This window comes from Shouchella hunanensis, from assembly GCF_028735875.1.
GTDB lineage: Bacteria > Bacillota > Bacilli > Bacillales > Bacillaceae_D > Shouchella > Shouchella hunanensis.
The window spans coordinates 1,050,776-1,066,496 of the sequence record NZ_CP117834.1 but is presented as its reverse complement, the minus strand read 5'-3'; the positions used below and the strand labels follow the sequence as shown (position 1 = coordinate 1,066,496).

The window sequence follows — 15,721 nt, the reverse complement described above, 5'->3', positions numbered from 1 at the left end:
AGGTGATTGTATGAAAAAACTCGGTTACTTCCTGTTATATGGGAGCTTGAGTATCGTAGCCATCATTCAAGTGTTCCCTATTGTGTGGCTGTTTCTCTTTTCTTTAAAAGACAACCGTGAAATTTTTGCAGGGAATCCATTTGCGCTACCGCAAGCGATTAAATGGGAAAATTACTACAGCGTCTGGGAAGCGGGTATTGGTAATTACTTTTTTAATAGTGTCTGGATTACGACAGTATCGATTTTCTTTACACTACTTTTTGCCAGTATGGCCGTGTTCGTTATTACGAGAATGCATTGGAAGCTAAATAAGCTCGTTCTTGGGCTGTTTATGATCGGGTTAATGATTCCCATTCATTCGTCGCTCATTCCATTGTTTAGTATGTTTCTAGATGCCGGGATTATTGATAATCCTTGGGCAATCGTTTTAACCTATACGGCTTATAATTTGCCGATTACGATGATGATTCTGCTAGGATTTTATTATACGATTCCAAAAGAAATTGAAGAGGCTGCTATTATTGACGGCGCTTCCTTACATCGGCTCTTTTTCACCATTATTTTGCCGCTGACCATTCCCGTTTTATCAACAACGGCGATTATCAATATGATTTACAACTGGAATGAGTTCGTCTTTGCGAATACGTTTATTAGTTCCGACCGATACAAAACGTTAACGGTCGGTATCCAAAACTTTGTTGGGCAGTATATGACGGATTGGGGCGCTATTGGAGCAACGCTCGTCATTAGTGTGTTACCGATTTTAATCGCATTTTTCTTTTTTAGTAACAAGATTGTGGAAGGGATTTCATCTAGTGCTGTTAAAGGATAACTATAGGAGGAATGAACAATGACTTATTTTTCAACGGTATCAAACGTTCGCTACGAAGGGAAGCATTCAACCAATCCATTTGCCTTTAAATTTTACAATGCAGAAGAGGTTATTGGCGATAAGACGATGGAAGAGCATTTACGATTTGGTGTAGCCTACTGGCATACGTTTACAGAAGATTTAACAGATCCGTTTGGAGTAGGAACGGCGATTAGACCGTGGAATCATTTAAAGGGTCTTGATTTGGCTAAGGCTCGGGTAGAAGCAGCGTTTGAGTTCTTTGAAAAATTAGGCGTGCCTTACTTTTGTTTTCATGATGTAGACATTGCACCGGAAGGAGAAAACCTGAAGGAAAGCAATAAAAATCAAGATGTCATTGTTGCTATGATCAAAGACTATATGAAAGATAGCAAGACAAAGCTATTGTGGAATACAGTGAATAATTTCTCCCACCCTCGTTTTGTCCATGGAGCTGCTTCGTCCAACCATGCGGATGTGTTCGCTTATGCTGCGGCTAAAGTGAAAAAAGGGCTAGAAGTCGGAAAAGAGCTCGGTGCGGAAAACTATGTGTTTTGGGGAGGGCGTGAAGGCTATGAAACCCTCTTGAATACGGATATGAAATTGGAACTCGATAATCTTGGACGCTTCTTTCATTTAGCTGTTGCGTACGCAAAAGAAATTGGGTTTGATGCACAGTTTTTAATTGAACCGAAGCCAAAAGAACCTACCTCCCATCAATATGATTTTGATGTGGCGAGTGGCTACGCGTTCCTCCAACACTACGGACTAGAGAAGGATTTTAAATTTAACATTGAAGCCAATCACGCGACATTAGCAGGTCATACATTTGAGCACGAACTTCACTACGCACGTATACATGGAATGCTTGGCTCAGTTGATGCCAATCAAGGTCATCCTCTGTTAGGATGGGATACAGATGAGTTTCCAACAGACATCTATGCGACAACGCTTGCCATGTATGAGATTTTAAAGAATGGAGGGCTTGGACGTGGAGGATTAAACTTCGACGCAAAAGTGAGAAGAGGCTCCTTCGCAGCAGAAGACCTAGTTGAAGCGCATATAGCGGGTATGGATAGCTTTGCGGTCGGATTAAAAGTAGCACAAAAGCTGCTTAATGATGGCGCCCTTGAAGCAGTTATTGAAGATCGCTACCAAAGTTATTCAACAGGGATTGGTAAGAAGATTGTAGAGGGAACGGTTAGCTTACAAGAATTAGAGCAACATGCGTATACGTTAGATACAATCCAACAAACGTCTGGAAAACTCGAGCGTATAAAAGCCATAATCAATCAATACGTACTAACAATGTACACAGATCAATAGAAAAACCTAGGGCTGGGTGTGGTGATAACGTGAAGTATGTGATTGGCATTGATTTAGGAACAAGTGGGGTGAAAATCACTCTAGTTAACCGTAAAGGTGAAACGGTTCATGAGCGATCAAAAACGTACCCCCTTATCCAAAATAAATCTGCGTATAGCGAACAAGATCCAAACGAGTGGGTGGAGAAAACAGTAGAAGGGCTAGCCGAAATGGTTACTCTCTTTACAGGCAATCCATTGGATATAGAAGGAATGAGCTTTTCTGGCCAAATGCACGGTCTTGTTCTATTAGATGAACAGCAACAGCCATTACGGCATGCCATTCTTTGGAATGATACGAGAACGGGAGAAGAGTGCAAGGAGATTTACGAAAAAGTAGGCAGAGAAAAACTGCTTGAGCTGACGCAAAATCTAGCTTTAGACGGGTTTACGTTACCGAAACTGCTGTGGGTGAAAAACCATGAGCCAGAGGTATTTCAACAAGCAAAAAGCTTTCTTTTACCGAAAGATTATCTTCGTCTCAAGCTGACCAATGCGCTACATATGGACTATTCGGACGCAGCTGGTACCCTTTTATTAGATGTCAAACAATCATGCTGGAGTGAAGAGATTGCGAGATTAGTGGGTCTTGATAAAGCCCTGTTTCCACCACTTGTAAACGCTCATGACAAGGTAGGGGTATTAACGGATGAGATCGCTCGACGTACTGGTCTTTCAAAGGATACCAACGTTTTCGCTGGAGGAGCGGATAATGCTTGCGGCGCAATCGGTGCAGGTGTTTATGAAGAAGGGAAAACACTCGTCAGTATTGGAACGTCTGGTGTGGTCCTCTCTTACGAAGAAAGCAACGACAAAGATTTTCAAGGCAACGTTCACTATTTCCATCACGGGGTCGCAGATCGCTTTTATACAATGGGGGTAACCCTTGCGGCTGGCTACAGTCTACAATGGTTTAAAGAAACGTTTGCGCAAGAAAAACGTTTTGATGAAGTCCTCGCTGAACTAGATGAAGTATCGGCGGGAGCGAATGGTTTGCTGTTTACACCTTATCTTGTAGGTGAGAGAACTCCCCATGCTGATGCGACCATTCGAGCTAGTTTTATCGGCATGGACAGTGGTCATAAGCGTGCCCATTTTGTTCGTGCAGTTGTCGAAGGCATTACGTTCTCCTTACATGAATCTGTGACGTTGTTTAGACAATATGGAAAAGCAATTGAAACGATTGTTTCCATTGGTGGTGGGGCAAAAAGTGCCTCGTGGTTACAGATTCAAGCCGACATCTTTAACGCCAAGGTCGTGAAGTTGTCAACAGAGCAAGGCCCTGCGATGGGAGCTGCTATGCTTGCTGCTTATGGGTGTGGATGGTTTAACTCTTTGAAGGAATGTGGCGATGCGTTTCTGTCCATTGAGCAAGAGTTCATCCCTAACGAAGCAAACGTAAAGACGTATCAGCAACTTTTCAACATCTATCAACAGGTATATGGGAAAACGGCTGAACTGAATGAACAATTATCTACGTTTAGAAAATAAGAACAGGTGAGTAACCAATCCTTCGTTGGTAGGGTGGTTACTTTTTTTGCATGATAAAGATGTTTTAAGCCTACGTTTACATATGTTTGATTATGTGCGATATTTACTAATGAGGTGAAAAGCATGTTAACGATTGAACGGCATGAACGTTTACTCGCTTATTTAGCTGAACATAAGTCCATCCGGGTATCCGAAGCGAGTAAGCAATTGAACGTAACAGAAAAAACCATCCGCCTTGATTTAGAGGCGCTTGAAGCCAAGCATTTCCTTAAGCGTGTACATGGTGGAGCCGTTTTGCTAGAGACAGAGACAAGCTTGTATCCCATTCAAAAAAGACAGCAGAGCCACGGCGAAAAGAAAAGGGAAATCGCTTTAAAAGCCAAGATATGCTTAGCGGATCACGACGTCATCTTGCTAGATGGAGGCAGCACTACGGTGGCATTTGCTGAAACGTTAGGCGATCAACCACTAACGGTTATTACAAATGACATTCAAGTAGGAGCTGTGCTCTACCAGAAAGAAAAAATTCAACTCATCATGCTAGGAGGCGTTCGTCAAGGAACGAGTTCTGCTCTTTATAGCAAAGAGACAATGAACATGCTTGATTCCTTTTATGTAAAGAAAGCATTTATCGGCACGACTGGTATCTCAGTCAAGAATGGATTGTCGGTATTAAATCAACAACATATTGAATGGAAGAAAAAAATAATCACTGCTGGAGAAGAAGTGATTCTACTGGCAGATTCAACAAAATTTGGTCAGACCGGATTAATGACATTTGCTGATGTAAACGCACTTGACAGGATTGTGACAGATACGCAAATCGACGAATCCATAAAAGCAGCGTTGATTAAACAAGGCATACAAGTGTATTAAAAAGATTGTCTAGTGAGAATAATTGTGCTACTATCAAACCTAAACGAACATAAATGAACATTAGGAGGGTATTGATTGTTCTCACTAAATGGAAAAACTGCTTTAGTAACAGGTACCAGTCGTGGCCTAGGTCAGGGGATGGCCATGGGCCTTGCAGAAGCAGGGGCAACGATTATTGGTGCTGGCGTAAGTGATATGAGTGAGACAAAGGCTGCTATAGAGCAGTGTGGCAGTACCTTTATTGGACTAGAGGCCGATTTAGCCGCTGCAAAAGGAGCCGAAAATCTTGCTGAGCAAGTGTTTGACCTTTTTGAAAGCGTTGACATTTTGGTGAATAATGCAGGAACGATTAAGCGTGCAGAAGCAGAAGCGTTTACCGATGAGATGTGGCGGTCGGTCATGCAAATCAACTTGGATTCTGTCTTTTCGCTTTCAAGAGAAGTAGGGAAGCGAATGGTGGAACAAGGGCAAGGCTCCATTATTACGATTGCATCGATGCTCTCGTTTCAAGGTGGTTTACGTGTTCCAGCGTATGCGGCAAGCAAGCATGCGGTTGCTGGATTGACAAAATCTCTCGCGAACGAATGGGGAAAGAAAGGGGTTCGCGTCAATGCGATTGCACCTGGTTACATGGTGACGTCCAACACAGAAGCGGTTCGAAACGATGAACAACGATATGAATCGATTTCTTCACGAATTCCGATGGGGCGATGGGGGCAGCCTGCTGATTTAAAAGGGCCGGTGGTGTTTCTTGCATCAGATGCTTCGTCGTATGTGAATGGGCATATTCTTGCAGTAGATGGTGGATGGTTAAGTTCATAATGAAGGAAAAGAGGCGAGGGAATGGATATTCGGTATGAAGTGAATCCGATTGATTTTAAGTCGTACAGCACAAGTGAGGTTCGAAAAGCATTTTTAATTGAATCGCTGTTCCAAACAGACACCTTGCAATGGACGTATTCGCATTATGATCGACTTGTTATAGGTGGAGCGGTACCTGTAGAGAAAACGTTACAATTGGAATGGGGCGATGTCTTAAAAACGGCTTATTTTTTAGAGCGGAGAGAAATCGCTGTGATCAATATTGGTGGTGAAGGGACAGTGAACGTGGATGGGGAATCCTATTCCCTCGTCAAACGAGATTGCTTGTACATTGGAAAAGGGAAGGAAATGGTCCAATTTGAAAGCAAGGACGCGACTGATCCGGCTCGGTTCTATCTCGTCTCTGCAACGGCGCATCAACCATATCCAACGAAGAAACTGCCGATCGCGGATGCGGTGCCGACTAAGCTTGGCACAGACGCAGAATCAAATCGCCGCACCATTTATAAGTATATTCATCAGGAAGGGATCCAAAGCTGCCAGCTCATGGTTGGCATGACGTTACTTGAGCCGAATAATATGTGGAATACGATGCCAGCTCATTTACACGATCGACGAATGGAAGCGTATCTGTACTTTGATATGGCGCCAGCTTCAAGGGTTATGCACCTTATGGGACAGCCCAACGAAACCCGTCACATCATTGTGAAAAACGAACAAGCGATTATTTCGCCACCGTGGTCTATTCATTCCGGTGTGGGAACAAGTCATTACACATTTATTTGGGCCATGGCAGGTGAGAATTATACATTCACCGATATGGATCCAGTTCCAATGGAAGCGTTAACGTAATGTGTAGCAATTTAGTGTTACTAGATCGGGATGTAAGCCAATAAGAGAAAAGCGTTTTCTCCAATATCCTTTTATAGTAAGAGAAAAGCGTTTTCTCCAATATCCTTTTATAGTAAGAGAAAAGGCGTAAGGAGCTGATCCAATGAAAGATAAGTTTGCTGCAACGTTATTTACGGTAAGGGATGAGTTGAAATCGGCAGGTATCGGTCCTGTTTTTCAAGAAATTGCGGAAATGGGCTATGCGGGTATTCAACTTTCTGGGTTGCCACCTGGCTATGATCAAGACGAAGTCGCCTACCATTTAAAAAAGAATGGTGTTGCTACGGCAGGGATGCACGTTTCATTTGACCGTTTGACAAACGAACTCGATCTTGTCAGACAAGAAGCAAAAAAATACGGGACAACTGACGTGTTTTGTCCGTATTTGCCTGAGTCTCTTCGTACGGAGAGTGGGTATCGTGAAGTGAAAAAGGCATTAAATGGGGTAGCGAAAGCAGCACCAGAGTTACGAATTGGCTATCACAATCATGCGTTTGAATTCGAAACGCAGGTTGAAGGAATGGATGCGCTCTCCTATTTACTAGAGCCACGTGAGGATAATGCGATTCTTGCTGAGATTGATGTATTTTGGGTAGCAAAAGGTGGGCATGATCCCCTTTCCTATGTGGAGCCTTACAAAGGAAGAATGCCGGTTATCCATTTGAAAGATATGACCGCAGATGAGGACCGAACGTTTGCAGAAGTAGGTGAAGGAATCATTGACTTCCCACCGCTCTTACAATGGGGAGAGCGGCATGGAATTGAGTGGTACGTCGTCGAGCAAGATGTATGCAAAATGGCGCCAATGGATAGTTTACGATTGAGTCTAAGCAACCTGCACCGTTATGCAGATGCGCTTCAGGAACAAAAGCAAAAAAAGTAAGCTGGTGAAAGCAACCAGCTTACTCAGCGATGGCTTGGCGCTTGTATTGTTCAGGTGTCAAGCCTGTTAATTGTTTGAACACTTTTGTGAAGTGGGACGGATAGTTAAAGCCGACTTGGTAACAGACTTCTGTAACGCTTGTCTGGTGGAGAAGAAATTCAATTTTTGCTTGATTGACCCGTCGTTGGTATAAATATTTAAAAATAGTTGCCCCAGTCATTTCTTTAAACACTTTCGCCAAATGATACTTGCTCATATGCAACGCAACCTCAATCGCCTCAAGTTTTAAGTCCTCTTGATAATTCGCTTCAATAAACCCCACGATGGCTTGCACCGTCTTCTCTTTTTGACTCATATAAGATGAAGGCCGATCTCCATGCTTATCGGAATGAGACGATAGAAACGAGATGAAATCCATAAAAGCAAGTTGAAAGCGAGCAAATTCATCTGACTCTCTTAAAGGATGACGATCGTTTAATCGTTTCAAATAGGCCTCCACTTTCTCCTTTTCCGCTCCTCGAAACGGAAGGAGGAGCGGTTTCACTTGAGTGAATGTTGCAAGCATAGTCGGATAGCCCATTGTTTCAAAAATACGTTGAAAATAAGCTTGATCAAAATGAAGGGTGGAACGGACATAGGGCTGATCGCGAAATAACTTCGGACAGTGCAGTGTTAAACCGTTCATTAAAATCAGATCGCCAGGCTGTAAATGTAAGATTTGATCGCCAATGAAATACGTGCATTTTCCTTGATGAAAATAGTAAATTTCAGCGAGTTCGTGAGAATGAAAGGGGAGGCTCTGAACATTTTTATGATTTGCCCGATACGTAAAGTTTAATCGTTCGTTAAGTGGGAGAAGCCCGCTCATCGGACATTCTCCCTTGAGGTAAGATGAACGGCTTGTTGTTGCGCAAGTAAACAGAGTTCTGCTGCTTTAAAAGCGTGTGCTTGGGTCATGGCTCGCTCCGTCCTATGGATGCAGTCTAGAATGAGTTCACCAAAAAACGGATAACCGACTTTTCCTTGCAGCGACAAATGGTGCTCACCATCTTGATTGACTAAGTAAAGGTGATCCCCACTCTTCTCGCGCGCGACATCCACATACTTGCGGAGTTCAATCGTCCCTTTTGTTCCTGTAATAAACGTTCGACCGTCGCCCCATGTGCTTAACCCATCAGGCGTGTGCCAATCCACTTTAAAAAATTGAGTTGCCCCTGTATTCCCAACTAATGTGGCGTCTCCATAGTCTTCTAATTCGGGAAAGGATGGGTTTGCGTAATTCGCAACCTTACTCTGAAGAATCTGAGCGTCTGAGCAACCCGCATAAAACAAAAACTGCTCGATCTGATGGCTACCAATGTCACAGAGGATGCCACCATAGTTGTCTTTTTGAAAAAACCATTCAGGTCGATTGTCTGCTTGAAGTCGATGAGGACCAAAGCCTGTCACTTGAATGACATCACCAATCGCTCCATTCGAAATGAGTTCACCTGCATAGACTGCGGATTCCACGTGAAGACGCTCGCTAAAGTAGACCATATACTTTCTTCCTGTTCGCTTAACGGCTGCTTTCGCTAATTCGAGTTGTTCAAGGCTTGTAAAAGGGGTTTTATCGGTAAAATAATCTTTACCTGCTTCCATGGAGCGAATGCCAAGGTTCGCTCGCTCAGACGGGATGGCGGCCGCCGCAATCAAGTGGATGGAGGAATTCGTCAGAATCTCGTTTTCAGATGAAGCAACACGAACGCTAGGGTACGCGTCGGTAAAGCGGGCAACCTTCTCTGGGTCTGGGTCATAAACCGCTGCCAGTGTCCCGCCTGCTTCCATCAATCCATTACACATCCCGTAGATATGCCCATGATCAAGAGCGATGGCTGCAAATAAAAATTCCCCTGGCTGTACAACTTGGTTTGGTTTTCCTTTTGGTGCATACGTCATGCCGTCCTGCTTTCCCACTATAGGCCCTCCTTAATGACTACCAGACACATCCAATGTCGTTTCAGTAGCATGATTCTTTCCTTGAGATTGCTGAATGCGCTTTGTTAATTCTTTTTCATACAACGATTCATCGAGTGGAAAGGACACCCAATCATCAATCCAAGTCGAGAGCTGCATCGCATTGGAAAGCGTTAACCCATAAATACCTTCTTCACCTGGCGCAAGCAACGGCTCTCCTGTTCGGATCGCATTGACGAAGTTTTGGGTAATCCCTTCATGATCAGTGGCACCCTCTTTCACTTCAATCGGAATAAGTTGGCTGTTTGGTGCGCCGAAACCACCTTTGTACGATTGGTTAAATGCGGGTTCCTCTGTTTCCAACTGCCAAAACGTCAGTTCATCGTTCTCGATCACGACCTTTCCCCTCGTTCCGGTTACTTCTAGCCGGTTCGTTCCGGGTGCTTCAGCCGTTGTCGTAATGAAGACGCCGGTCGCACCTGTTTCGTATTCGAGGTAGGTCGTTACTTCGTCTTCCACCTCAATGTCTCGATATTTACCAAATGAACAAAACCCTCGCAGGCGCTTCGGCTCCATTTGAAGTAACCATCCCCAAAGGTCGAGCTGATGGGGGCATTGATTAATAAGGACACCACCACCTTCTCCTGCCCAAGTTGCGCGCCAGTTACTTGAATCGTAGTAACTTTGTGATCGATACCAGTTTGTAATGATCCAGTTCATTCGCCTAATCGATCCGAGTTCACCGTCATGAATTAGCTTTCGCAACGTTTGATAGATAGGCTTCGTTCGTTGATTATACATAAGGGAAAAGACGAGACCGCTTTTAGCGGCTGCTTCATTCATTTCACGTACGTCACTCGTGAAAACACCAGAAGGTTTCTCGCAAAGAACGTGAAGCCCGTTTGCGAATGCTTTTTGAGCGAGGCGAGGGTGACTATAGTGAGGAGTGGCGATTAATACAGCATCAAACAACCCTGAATGGAAGAAGGCGTCTTCATCTGTAAAAAAAGGAATCGCATCAAAATGTTGTTGTAATTCCGCCACCCGCCCAGATCGTTCCTCTAGAAAAGCCCCGATGACAGCGCCTTCAATTTTGTTTTGATACAAGTAAGAAGCGTGCGAAGTACCCATATTACCAAGCCCGATAATACCAATGCGTACAATGTCCATTCAATCGTCTCCTTTTTATCATGTTACGTTTAGTCTAGGGTGACACTCATTAAAAAACTGTTTTGCGATTGCTGATTTTGTCCATCCATTTATACGAGATTGTCATTGCTTCTGCAAATTTAGTCGATATTGGTGGGGAGTGGTTTGCAGCTCGCGTCTGAACATTTGAATGAAATAAGAGACATTTGTGATGCCAATTCGTGAACAAATGGCTTCTAACGATAGGGTACTGGTTTGCAACAAATGGCAGGCTTCTTTCATTCTTCTGGCGGTTAAGTAAGTCGTGATGCTACTGCCTGTCTCTAGACGAAAACGTTTTGAAATGTACGATTTAGATAAGAATAATTCATCTGCTAGTTCATCAAGCTTAAACGGTCTTGAGAGATTCGCTTCAATCCAGCGCATGACCCGTTCTGCATAGGGGAGATTCCGGGTTTGTAAGCTGGGTGAATGGTGTTTTAGCTGATGTTGGACATAGCCTAACAACTGAATAAGGAACACATTTTCTCGATCGACTTGCTCTTTTAATGGGCAAGTTCCTAAGCTCTCGTCGTAAAGCTGACAAAGCTGTTGAATATAGGAGAAGTCTTGGGTAAAGTCAATGAACTGATGTTCAAACGTATCGTTTTGCATGTGGTAAAAGAGTTGAAGCATAGAAGGGTACATGTGTAGAAGTCTCTCGGTGTGAAGTGGATCAAAGTGAAGGGTTGATCGTTCATAAGGTTCATTCTTTAATGTGGCAACGTGGTGTAATTGAAACGGTTGAAAAAAGAACAACCTCCCTGGCTTTATCGGTGTCACACGCTGATTTAAAATCACATTTCCAGAGCCTTTAAAGACAATTAATAGCTCGAAACCTTGGTGCCAGTGATAGTATTCAATCGGAAAGCTCGTTTTATTGTTATGCCAGACAACCGCCTTTTTGTGCTCTGGTATGAACTGGAATGACGGTTTACTCACACATCATCATCCTTCCCATTTTGAACAACAGAACAATATTTTTCATCATTGTATCACTACTTTCATCTATTTGGAAGCGCTATCATAAAAAAGAACGTCCAATGACAAGGAGGAGGAAGAGCATGATTACAGAGAAAACACGAATGACAACCATGCAACTGAACGAAAAGGTTATGGAGATGGCAAAGAGCATAGGGGAGAAATCACCTCATGCCACGAACGCTGAAGGGCATTACGATGACCTGAACGTTGATTGGTGGACATCTGGGTTTTATCCAGGCTTATTATGGCTGATGCACGACCTTACGGGTGACCCGTTTTATCGTGCACAAGCAGAACCATGGACGGAAAAAATTGAAGCCGCTTTCGATGCCCATCCAATTGTGCTCCACCATGATGTTGGATTTCAGTTTCTCTTAACAGCGGTCATGGATTATGAACAAACTGGAAGTGAAAATAGCTTACGAGTAGGGCTAAAGGCGGCAAATTACTTAGCTGGTCGTTTTAACCCTGTTGGTGGCTTTATTAAGGCATGGAATGGCGATGAAAAAAAAGGATGGGCGATTATTGATTGCATGATGAACATCTCCTTACTTTATTGGGCAAGCACTGTTACCAATGATCCAAGCTATGCCCATATTGCCAATCAACATGCAGATACAACTCTTAAATATGGTGTTCGAGAAGATGGGACGACAAGCCATATTCTTTCTTTTGATCCCCACACTGGGGCTTTTATTGAAGCGTTAGGGGGCCAAGGGGAGGCTGCCGATTCAGCATGGAGTAGAGGAAATGCGTGGGCACTTTACGGCTTTGCAAATGCCTATCGACATACTGGAAAGGAGGCGTATTTAATAGCGGCAAAGAAGATTGCACACCACTTTATTGCGGCTTTACCAGAAGATGACGTACCTCTATGGGATTTCCGGTGTGTTGAACGTGACCATGCACCTAAAGACAGTTCGGCAGGTGCAATTGCAGCATCAGGTCTTTTAGAAATAGAGGAAGCCGTTGATCCAAAGGAAAAGCAACTCTATGGACAGGCGGCTAGACGATTGGTGAAAGGGCTAACTTCCCATGCGCTTGCACCGAGTCAATCTGAAGCCATTCTTTCTTTTGCAACGGGCCATTGTCCAGCTGGACGCGATATCAATGTCTCCCTTATTTATGGAGACTATTACTACGCAGAAGCAATTGCTAAGCTAGATGGCTGGAAGCGACGAATCTTCTAATTTGAAGCAAACAGGAGGGGAAGGAATGAAAACAGGGGTTGAGATGCCTGCAAATGTCCAAACGAGACGGAACAAATCAATCAAATCAACACTTAGCTGGTACGTCTTTTTATTACCGACGTTTCTAGGTGTTGCTTGTTTTATAGTCTACCCTGTTTTCGAATCATTCCGTTTAAGTTTTTATAACTCAAACGGAACGATTGAAACGTGGGTAGGCTTAACGAACTATCAGCGCGTTCTAAGTCAGGGTGCATTTTGGAATGCTGTATACAATACATTTTATATCGCTTTCTTTCAATTGCTGTTAGCCATTCCAATCGGGTTTATTTTAGCGAGTATGATTAATCGTATTAACCGCTTTAAAAGTGTGTTTAAAGTGATGTTCTTCTTACCAAACGTTACGTCCATTGTCGCCGCAGCGATGATCTTTATGTTCGTGCTCCAGCCGGAAGTTGGCTTAATTAACCATGTGTTAGATACCCTTGGCTTACCAACATCACCGTGGTTGTCCGATCCGGGAACATCAAAATGGGGCGTTATTTTACTCACAATTTGGCATTGGATTGGATTTGTCATTATTATCTGTCTGGCGAACTTACAGGCAATCTCGCCTGAACTTTATGAAGCATCGGAAATCGACGGTGCTACAGGATTTCAACAATGGCTCTTTATTACCATTCCGAATATGGCAGGAACTTTTGCTTTTCTTATTATTATGGGCTGGATTTCTGGATTGCAGCGATTTCAAGAAATCTTTGTATTAGGAGGAGCCGGGGGAAGTCCTGGAAGGTCGTTACAAACGATGGTTGCCCTTATTTATGAGCGTGGTTTTGGCGGATTTGAGTTTGGCATTGCTTCGGCGATTACCGTTCTTTTATTTCTGATTATTCTGCTCTTTACGGTGCTCAACATCAAACTAACTCGCTTAAAGCTTTAGGAGGTGAAGGAGAAGATGAATAACCATAAAAACATGCAGAAGATAACACAGGTCGTTTTGTATGCTGCTCTCGTAATCGTGGCGATCATTGTCGTCGCCCCTTTTGTGTGGATGGTAAGCATTAGCTTTGATCGACTGGCTAATATCCAAGTACCATTTCCACCAACGTTTATTCCGGACCCGTTTTCCTTGTTTAACTATGAGCTTGTGTTTGAAAACGGCCGCATTTTCAGCGCGTACCTGAATTCAGCGTTTGTTACGTTTTGCTCGGTTTTCTTACAAATCTCAGCTGCTTTGTTAGGAGGGTATGCGTTTTCTAAAGGGCAATTTAAAGGGAAAAAACTCTTGTTTATCATGGTGCTCGCAACGATGATGATTCCAATAGAAGCGAGACTCATTCCTCTTTACACCATGTTTAACTCAGCAGGGTTACTGAATACGTTTTGGCCTGTTATCGTACCGTCGATTTTATATGGATTTGGCGTGTTTCTTGCCAAACAGTTTTTTGATCAAGTTCCAGACAGCTTGCGTGAAGCCGCGCAAATTGATGGCGCTAGTGAATTCAGAACATTCTTTCAGGTTTATGCGCCGTTGGCAGGACCGATTACCGCCACGTTAATCATTTTATCGTTCATGGGCAATTGGAATGAATTCGTCTGGCCTCTTGTTGTGTTAAACTCGGAACGTTTGCACACCATTCCACTCTTTTTAGCAAGTTTTTCATTAGAAAATGGTACATCTCTCGCCGGAATGACCATGGCCCTTGCGACAATGAGCGTCTTGCCTATCATTATCGTCTTTGTCTTTTTACAGCGCTATATTATTCAAAGCATCGCACTAAGCGGTTTAAAAGAATAGGAGGAGTTCAAATGGATGTAAAGCGATTGCCAGTTGTTTGTCTCGTCGCCACTTCTCTATTACTCTTACCAGGCTGCTTGCCTCAAGAAGGAGAGGAAGGCAATCAGCTAGAGGAAAGTGATTTAACCATTGCGATGATTGGAGAATTTAAGTTTCAAGACACAACCGATCCGATCACGGCCCACAAATCAACTGGTTTTCATGCAGTGAAAGAAGAGTTTGAACGACTGCATCCCGGTGTTACCATCGATTTTGTCATCATGCCATGGAATAATTATGTACCAAATACTCAAGCGATGATAGCCGGAAGTCAAGCAGACGTCTATCAAATGCCGGGTGTGAATGACTTTGCAGCTCAAGGCTTACTGGAACCGCTGCAACCATACATTGAGGAAGATGCGTTTGATTTAAGTGTCTACCACGATAATTTAGTAGAAGGCTGGATGACATTTGGGCCAGAAGACGATGATTTGCAAATCTACTCCCTACCTGTGCTTGGAGATGGCCGATTTATTCAATATGATAAGGAGCTATTTGAACAATGGGGCGTGGAACCACTATCGGATTACCCGACTGTTGAAGAAGTAATGGAAAAAGCAAAGCAAATGACAGGAGAGAACCCGGTCACAGGTGAACAAAACTATGGCATTTACTTTGCAGGCACTCATGACACCGCCTTAACAGCAACTAATTTTATGGAGGGATTTGGTGGTGAATGGGGCACTGGTCAACGGTGGGAAGAAATCGAGTTGAACTTTGATTCAGAAGAAATGGAGCAAGCGCTGCATGCTATGATGGAACTGTCTCACTATATGCCAAGAAGCTTTGTAAATGGTCAAGGCAATGACCGCTGGCTAACACCAAGTAATAATATTGCCATCTCTGTGAACCAAGGAAATGGAAACATGAAGCCCATTTACGCACAGGAATTAGAAGACCGCTTTCCTGTTGTGCAAACATTTAAAAACGCAGAAGGAGTCGGAAGTATGTTCTCTGGCAGCCCCTTTGCGATCGGGGAAACCAGTCAAAATAAAGACCTAGCTTGGGAATTTATTAAGTTCAGCTCAAGCGAATATTTTCAGCGCTTTCTCTGGGAAGAATGGGGTAGCACCCCTGTGATTAAAGAAGCGGTAGAATGGGAAAGCATTCAAGAAATGGAGCTCATGACCCCTGTACTAGAAGCCATGACAAACGCTGTCACACCGAGGTATCCGTGGGCATCCTCACAACCACGATACATTCTTCAAGCGAAGATAGAAGGCGCTCTGACAGGAACCCTGTCCGTCGAGCAAGCGCTAAAAGAAGCACAGGCTGAAAGTACAGAATGGATTCATTCTCGTTAGTGAAGCAGGACCAATAATCATTCCTCTCTGGTTATGGAAACAGTCAGAGGGGTTTTTAGTGTGAAGCAAGAGGGGACTTATACAAAAA

15 protein-coding genes are annotated in these 15,721 nt (G+C 43.6%); 11 read left to right on the top strand and 4 right to left on the bottom strand.

Features of this window, described 5'->3' with window-relative positions:
- Window positions 1–10: 10 nt before the first annotated feature.
- From PQ477_RS05615 to PQ477_RS05585, 7 genes are all read left to right on the top strand, one after another.
- Window positions 11–832, top strand: a complete 822-nt coding sequence (locus PQ477_RS05615) for a carbohydrate ABC transporter permease (protein ID WP_035393668.1) — start codon at window positions 11–13, stop codon at window positions 830–832.
- Window positions 833–850: 18 nt separating this feature from the next.
- Window positions 851–2,176, top strand: coding sequence for a xylose isomerase (gene xylA / locus PQ477_RS05610; protein ID WP_274273145.1), 1,326 nt, complete (start codon window positions 851–853; stop codon window positions 2,174–2,176).
- A 29-nt stretch (window positions 2,177–2,205) separates the two neighbouring features.
- Window positions 2,206–3,705 carry a xylulokinase gene (xylB, locus tag PQ477_RS05605; RefSeq protein ID WP_274273144.1) on the top strand — a complete coding sequence of 500 codons (1,500 nt, stop codon included), beginning with the start codon at window positions 2,206–2,208 and terminating at the stop codon, window positions 3,703–3,705.
- A gap of 123 nt (window positions 3,706–3,828) precedes the next feature.
- Window positions 3,829–4,581, top strand: a complete 753-nt coding sequence (locus PQ477_RS05600) for a DeoR/GlpR family DNA-binding transcription regulator (protein ID WP_274273143.1) — start codon at window positions 3,829–3,831, stop codon at window positions 4,579–4,581.
- A 75-nt stretch (window positions 4,582–4,656) separates the two neighbouring features.
- Window positions 4,657–5,403, top strand: coding sequence for a 2-dehydro-3-deoxy-D-gluconate 5-dehydrogenase KduD (gene kduD / locus PQ477_RS05595; RefSeq protein WP_274273142.1), 747 nt, complete (start codon window positions 4,657–4,659; stop codon window positions 5,401–5,403).
- A gap of 21 nt (window positions 5,404–5,424) precedes the next feature.
- Entirely contained in the window at window positions 5,425–6,255 is an 831-nt protein-coding gene (kduI, locus tag PQ477_RS05590; RefSeq protein WP_035393663.1) for a 5-dehydro-4-deoxy-D-glucuronate isomerase, read from the top strand.
- A gap of 142 nt (window positions 6,256–6,397) precedes the next feature.
- Window positions 6,398–7,177 (top strand): sugar phosphate isomerase/epimerase family protein, encoded by a 780-nt coding sequence (locus PQ477_RS05585; protein WP_274273141.1) that lies wholly within the window; start codon window positions 6,398–6,400, stop codon window positions 7,175–7,177.
- A gap of 19 nt (window positions 7,178–7,196) precedes the next feature.
- On the opposite strand, the gene PQ477_RS05580 is transcribed toward PQ477_RS05585, so the two are convergent.
- From PQ477_RS05580 to PQ477_RS05565, 4 genes are all read right to left on the bottom strand, one after another.
- On the bottom strand, window positions 7,197–8,045 hold the full coding sequence (locus PQ477_RS05580; RefSeq protein ID WP_274273140.1) for an AraC family transcriptional regulator: 849 nt from the start codon (window positions 8,043–8,045) through the stop codon (window positions 7,197–7,199).
- Window positions 8,042–9,133 carry a Gfo/Idh/MocA family protein gene (locus PQ477_RS05575; protein WP_274273139.1) on the bottom strand — a complete coding sequence of 364 codons (1,092 nt, stop codon included), beginning with the start codon at window positions 9,131–9,133 and terminating at the stop codon, window positions 8,042–8,044. Before PQ477_RS05575 ends, PQ477_RS05580 begins: the two co-directional genes overlap by 4 nt.
- 12 nt (window positions 9,134–9,145) lie before the next feature.
- Window positions 9,146–10,303: a Gfo/Idh/MocA family protein gene (locus PQ477_RS05570; protein ID WP_274273138.1), complete on the bottom strand. Its 1,158-nt coding sequence runs from the start codon at window positions 10,301–10,303 to the stop codon at window positions 9,146–9,148.
- A 102-nt stretch (window positions 10,304–10,405) separates the two neighbouring features.
- The gene (locus PQ477_RS05565) at window positions 10,406–11,263 is read right to left on the bottom strand and encodes an AraC family transcriptional regulator (RefSeq protein WP_274273137.1); all 858 of its coding nucleotides are present in this window, start codon (window positions 11,261–11,263) and stop codon (window positions 10,406–10,408) included.
- A gap of 122 nt (window positions 11,264–11,385) precedes the next feature.
- On the opposite strand from PQ477_RS05565, the gene PQ477_RS05560 reads away from it, so the two are divergent.
- From PQ477_RS05560 to PQ477_RS05545, 4 genes are read left to right on the top strand one after another with little or no spacing between them, the layout of a single operon-like run.
- Entirely contained in the window at window positions 11,386–12,495 is a 1,110-nt protein-coding gene (locus PQ477_RS05560) for a glycoside hydrolase family 88 protein (RefSeq protein WP_274273136.1), read from the top strand.
- 25 nt (window positions 12,496–12,520) lie between these two features.
- Complete coding sequence (locus PQ477_RS05555) at window positions 12,521–13,432, top strand: carbohydrate ABC transporter permease (protein WP_035393654.1); 912 nt, start codon at window positions 12,521–12,523, stop codon at window positions 13,430–13,432.
- A 15-nt stretch (window positions 13,433–13,447) separates the two neighbouring features.
- Window positions 13,448–14,290: a carbohydrate ABC transporter permease gene (locus PQ477_RS05550; protein WP_274273135.1), complete on the top strand. Its 843-nt coding sequence runs from the start codon at window positions 13,448–13,450 to the stop codon at window positions 14,288–14,290.
- 11 nt (window positions 14,291–14,301) lie between these two features.
- Complete coding sequence (locus PQ477_RS05545; protein ID WP_274273134.1) at window positions 14,302–15,633, top strand: ABC transporter substrate-binding protein; 1,332 nt, start codon at window positions 14,302–14,304, stop codon at window positions 15,631–15,633.
- Window positions 15,634–15,721 lie beyond the last annotated feature (88 nt).

Excerpts from the sequence above, each read along its gene's own strand:
- PQ477_RS05615 (WP_035393668.1), top strand. The coding sequence starts at position 11 with ATGAAAAAACTCGGTTACTTCCTGTTATATGGGAGCTTGAGTATCGTA.
- xylA (WP_274273145.1), top strand. The coding sequence starts at position 851 with ATGACTTATTTTTCAACGGTATCAAACGTTCGCTACGAAGGGAAGCAT.
- PQ477_RS05600 (WP_274273143.1), top strand. The coding sequence starts at position 3,829 with ATGTTAACGATTGAACGGCATGAACGTTTACTCGCTTATTTAGCTGAA.
- kduI (WP_035393663.1), top strand. The coding sequence starts at position 5,425 with ATGGATATTCGGTATGAAGTGAATCCGATTGATTTTAAGTCGTACAGC.
- PQ477_RS05585 (WP_274273141.1), top strand. The coding sequence starts at position 6,398 with ATGAAAGATAAGTTTGCTGCAACGTTATTTACGGTAAGGGATGAGTTG.
- PQ477_RS05580 (WP_274273140.1), bottom strand. The coding sequence starts at position 8,045 with ATGAGCGGGCTTCTCCCACTTAACGAACGATTAAACTTTACGTATCGG.
- PQ477_RS05570 (WP_274273138.1), bottom strand. The coding sequence starts at position 10,303 with ATGGACATTGTACGCATTGGTATTATCGGGCTTGGTAATATGGGTACT.
- PQ477_RS05560 (WP_274273136.1), top strand. The coding sequence starts at position 11,386 with ATGATTACAGAGAAAACACGAATGACAACCATGCAACTGAACGAAAAG.
- PQ477_RS05555 (WP_035393654.1), top strand. The coding sequence starts at position 12,521 with ATGAAAACAGGGGTTGAGATGCCTGCAAATGTCCAAACGAGACGGAAC.
- PQ477_RS05550 (WP_274273135.1), top strand. The coding sequence starts at position 13,448 with ATGAATAACCATAAAAACATGCAGAAGATAACACAGGTCGTTTTGTAT.
- PQ477_RS05545 (WP_274273134.1), top strand. The coding sequence starts at position 14,302 with ATGGATGTAAAGCGATTGCCAGTTGTTTGTCTCGTCGCCACTTCTCTA.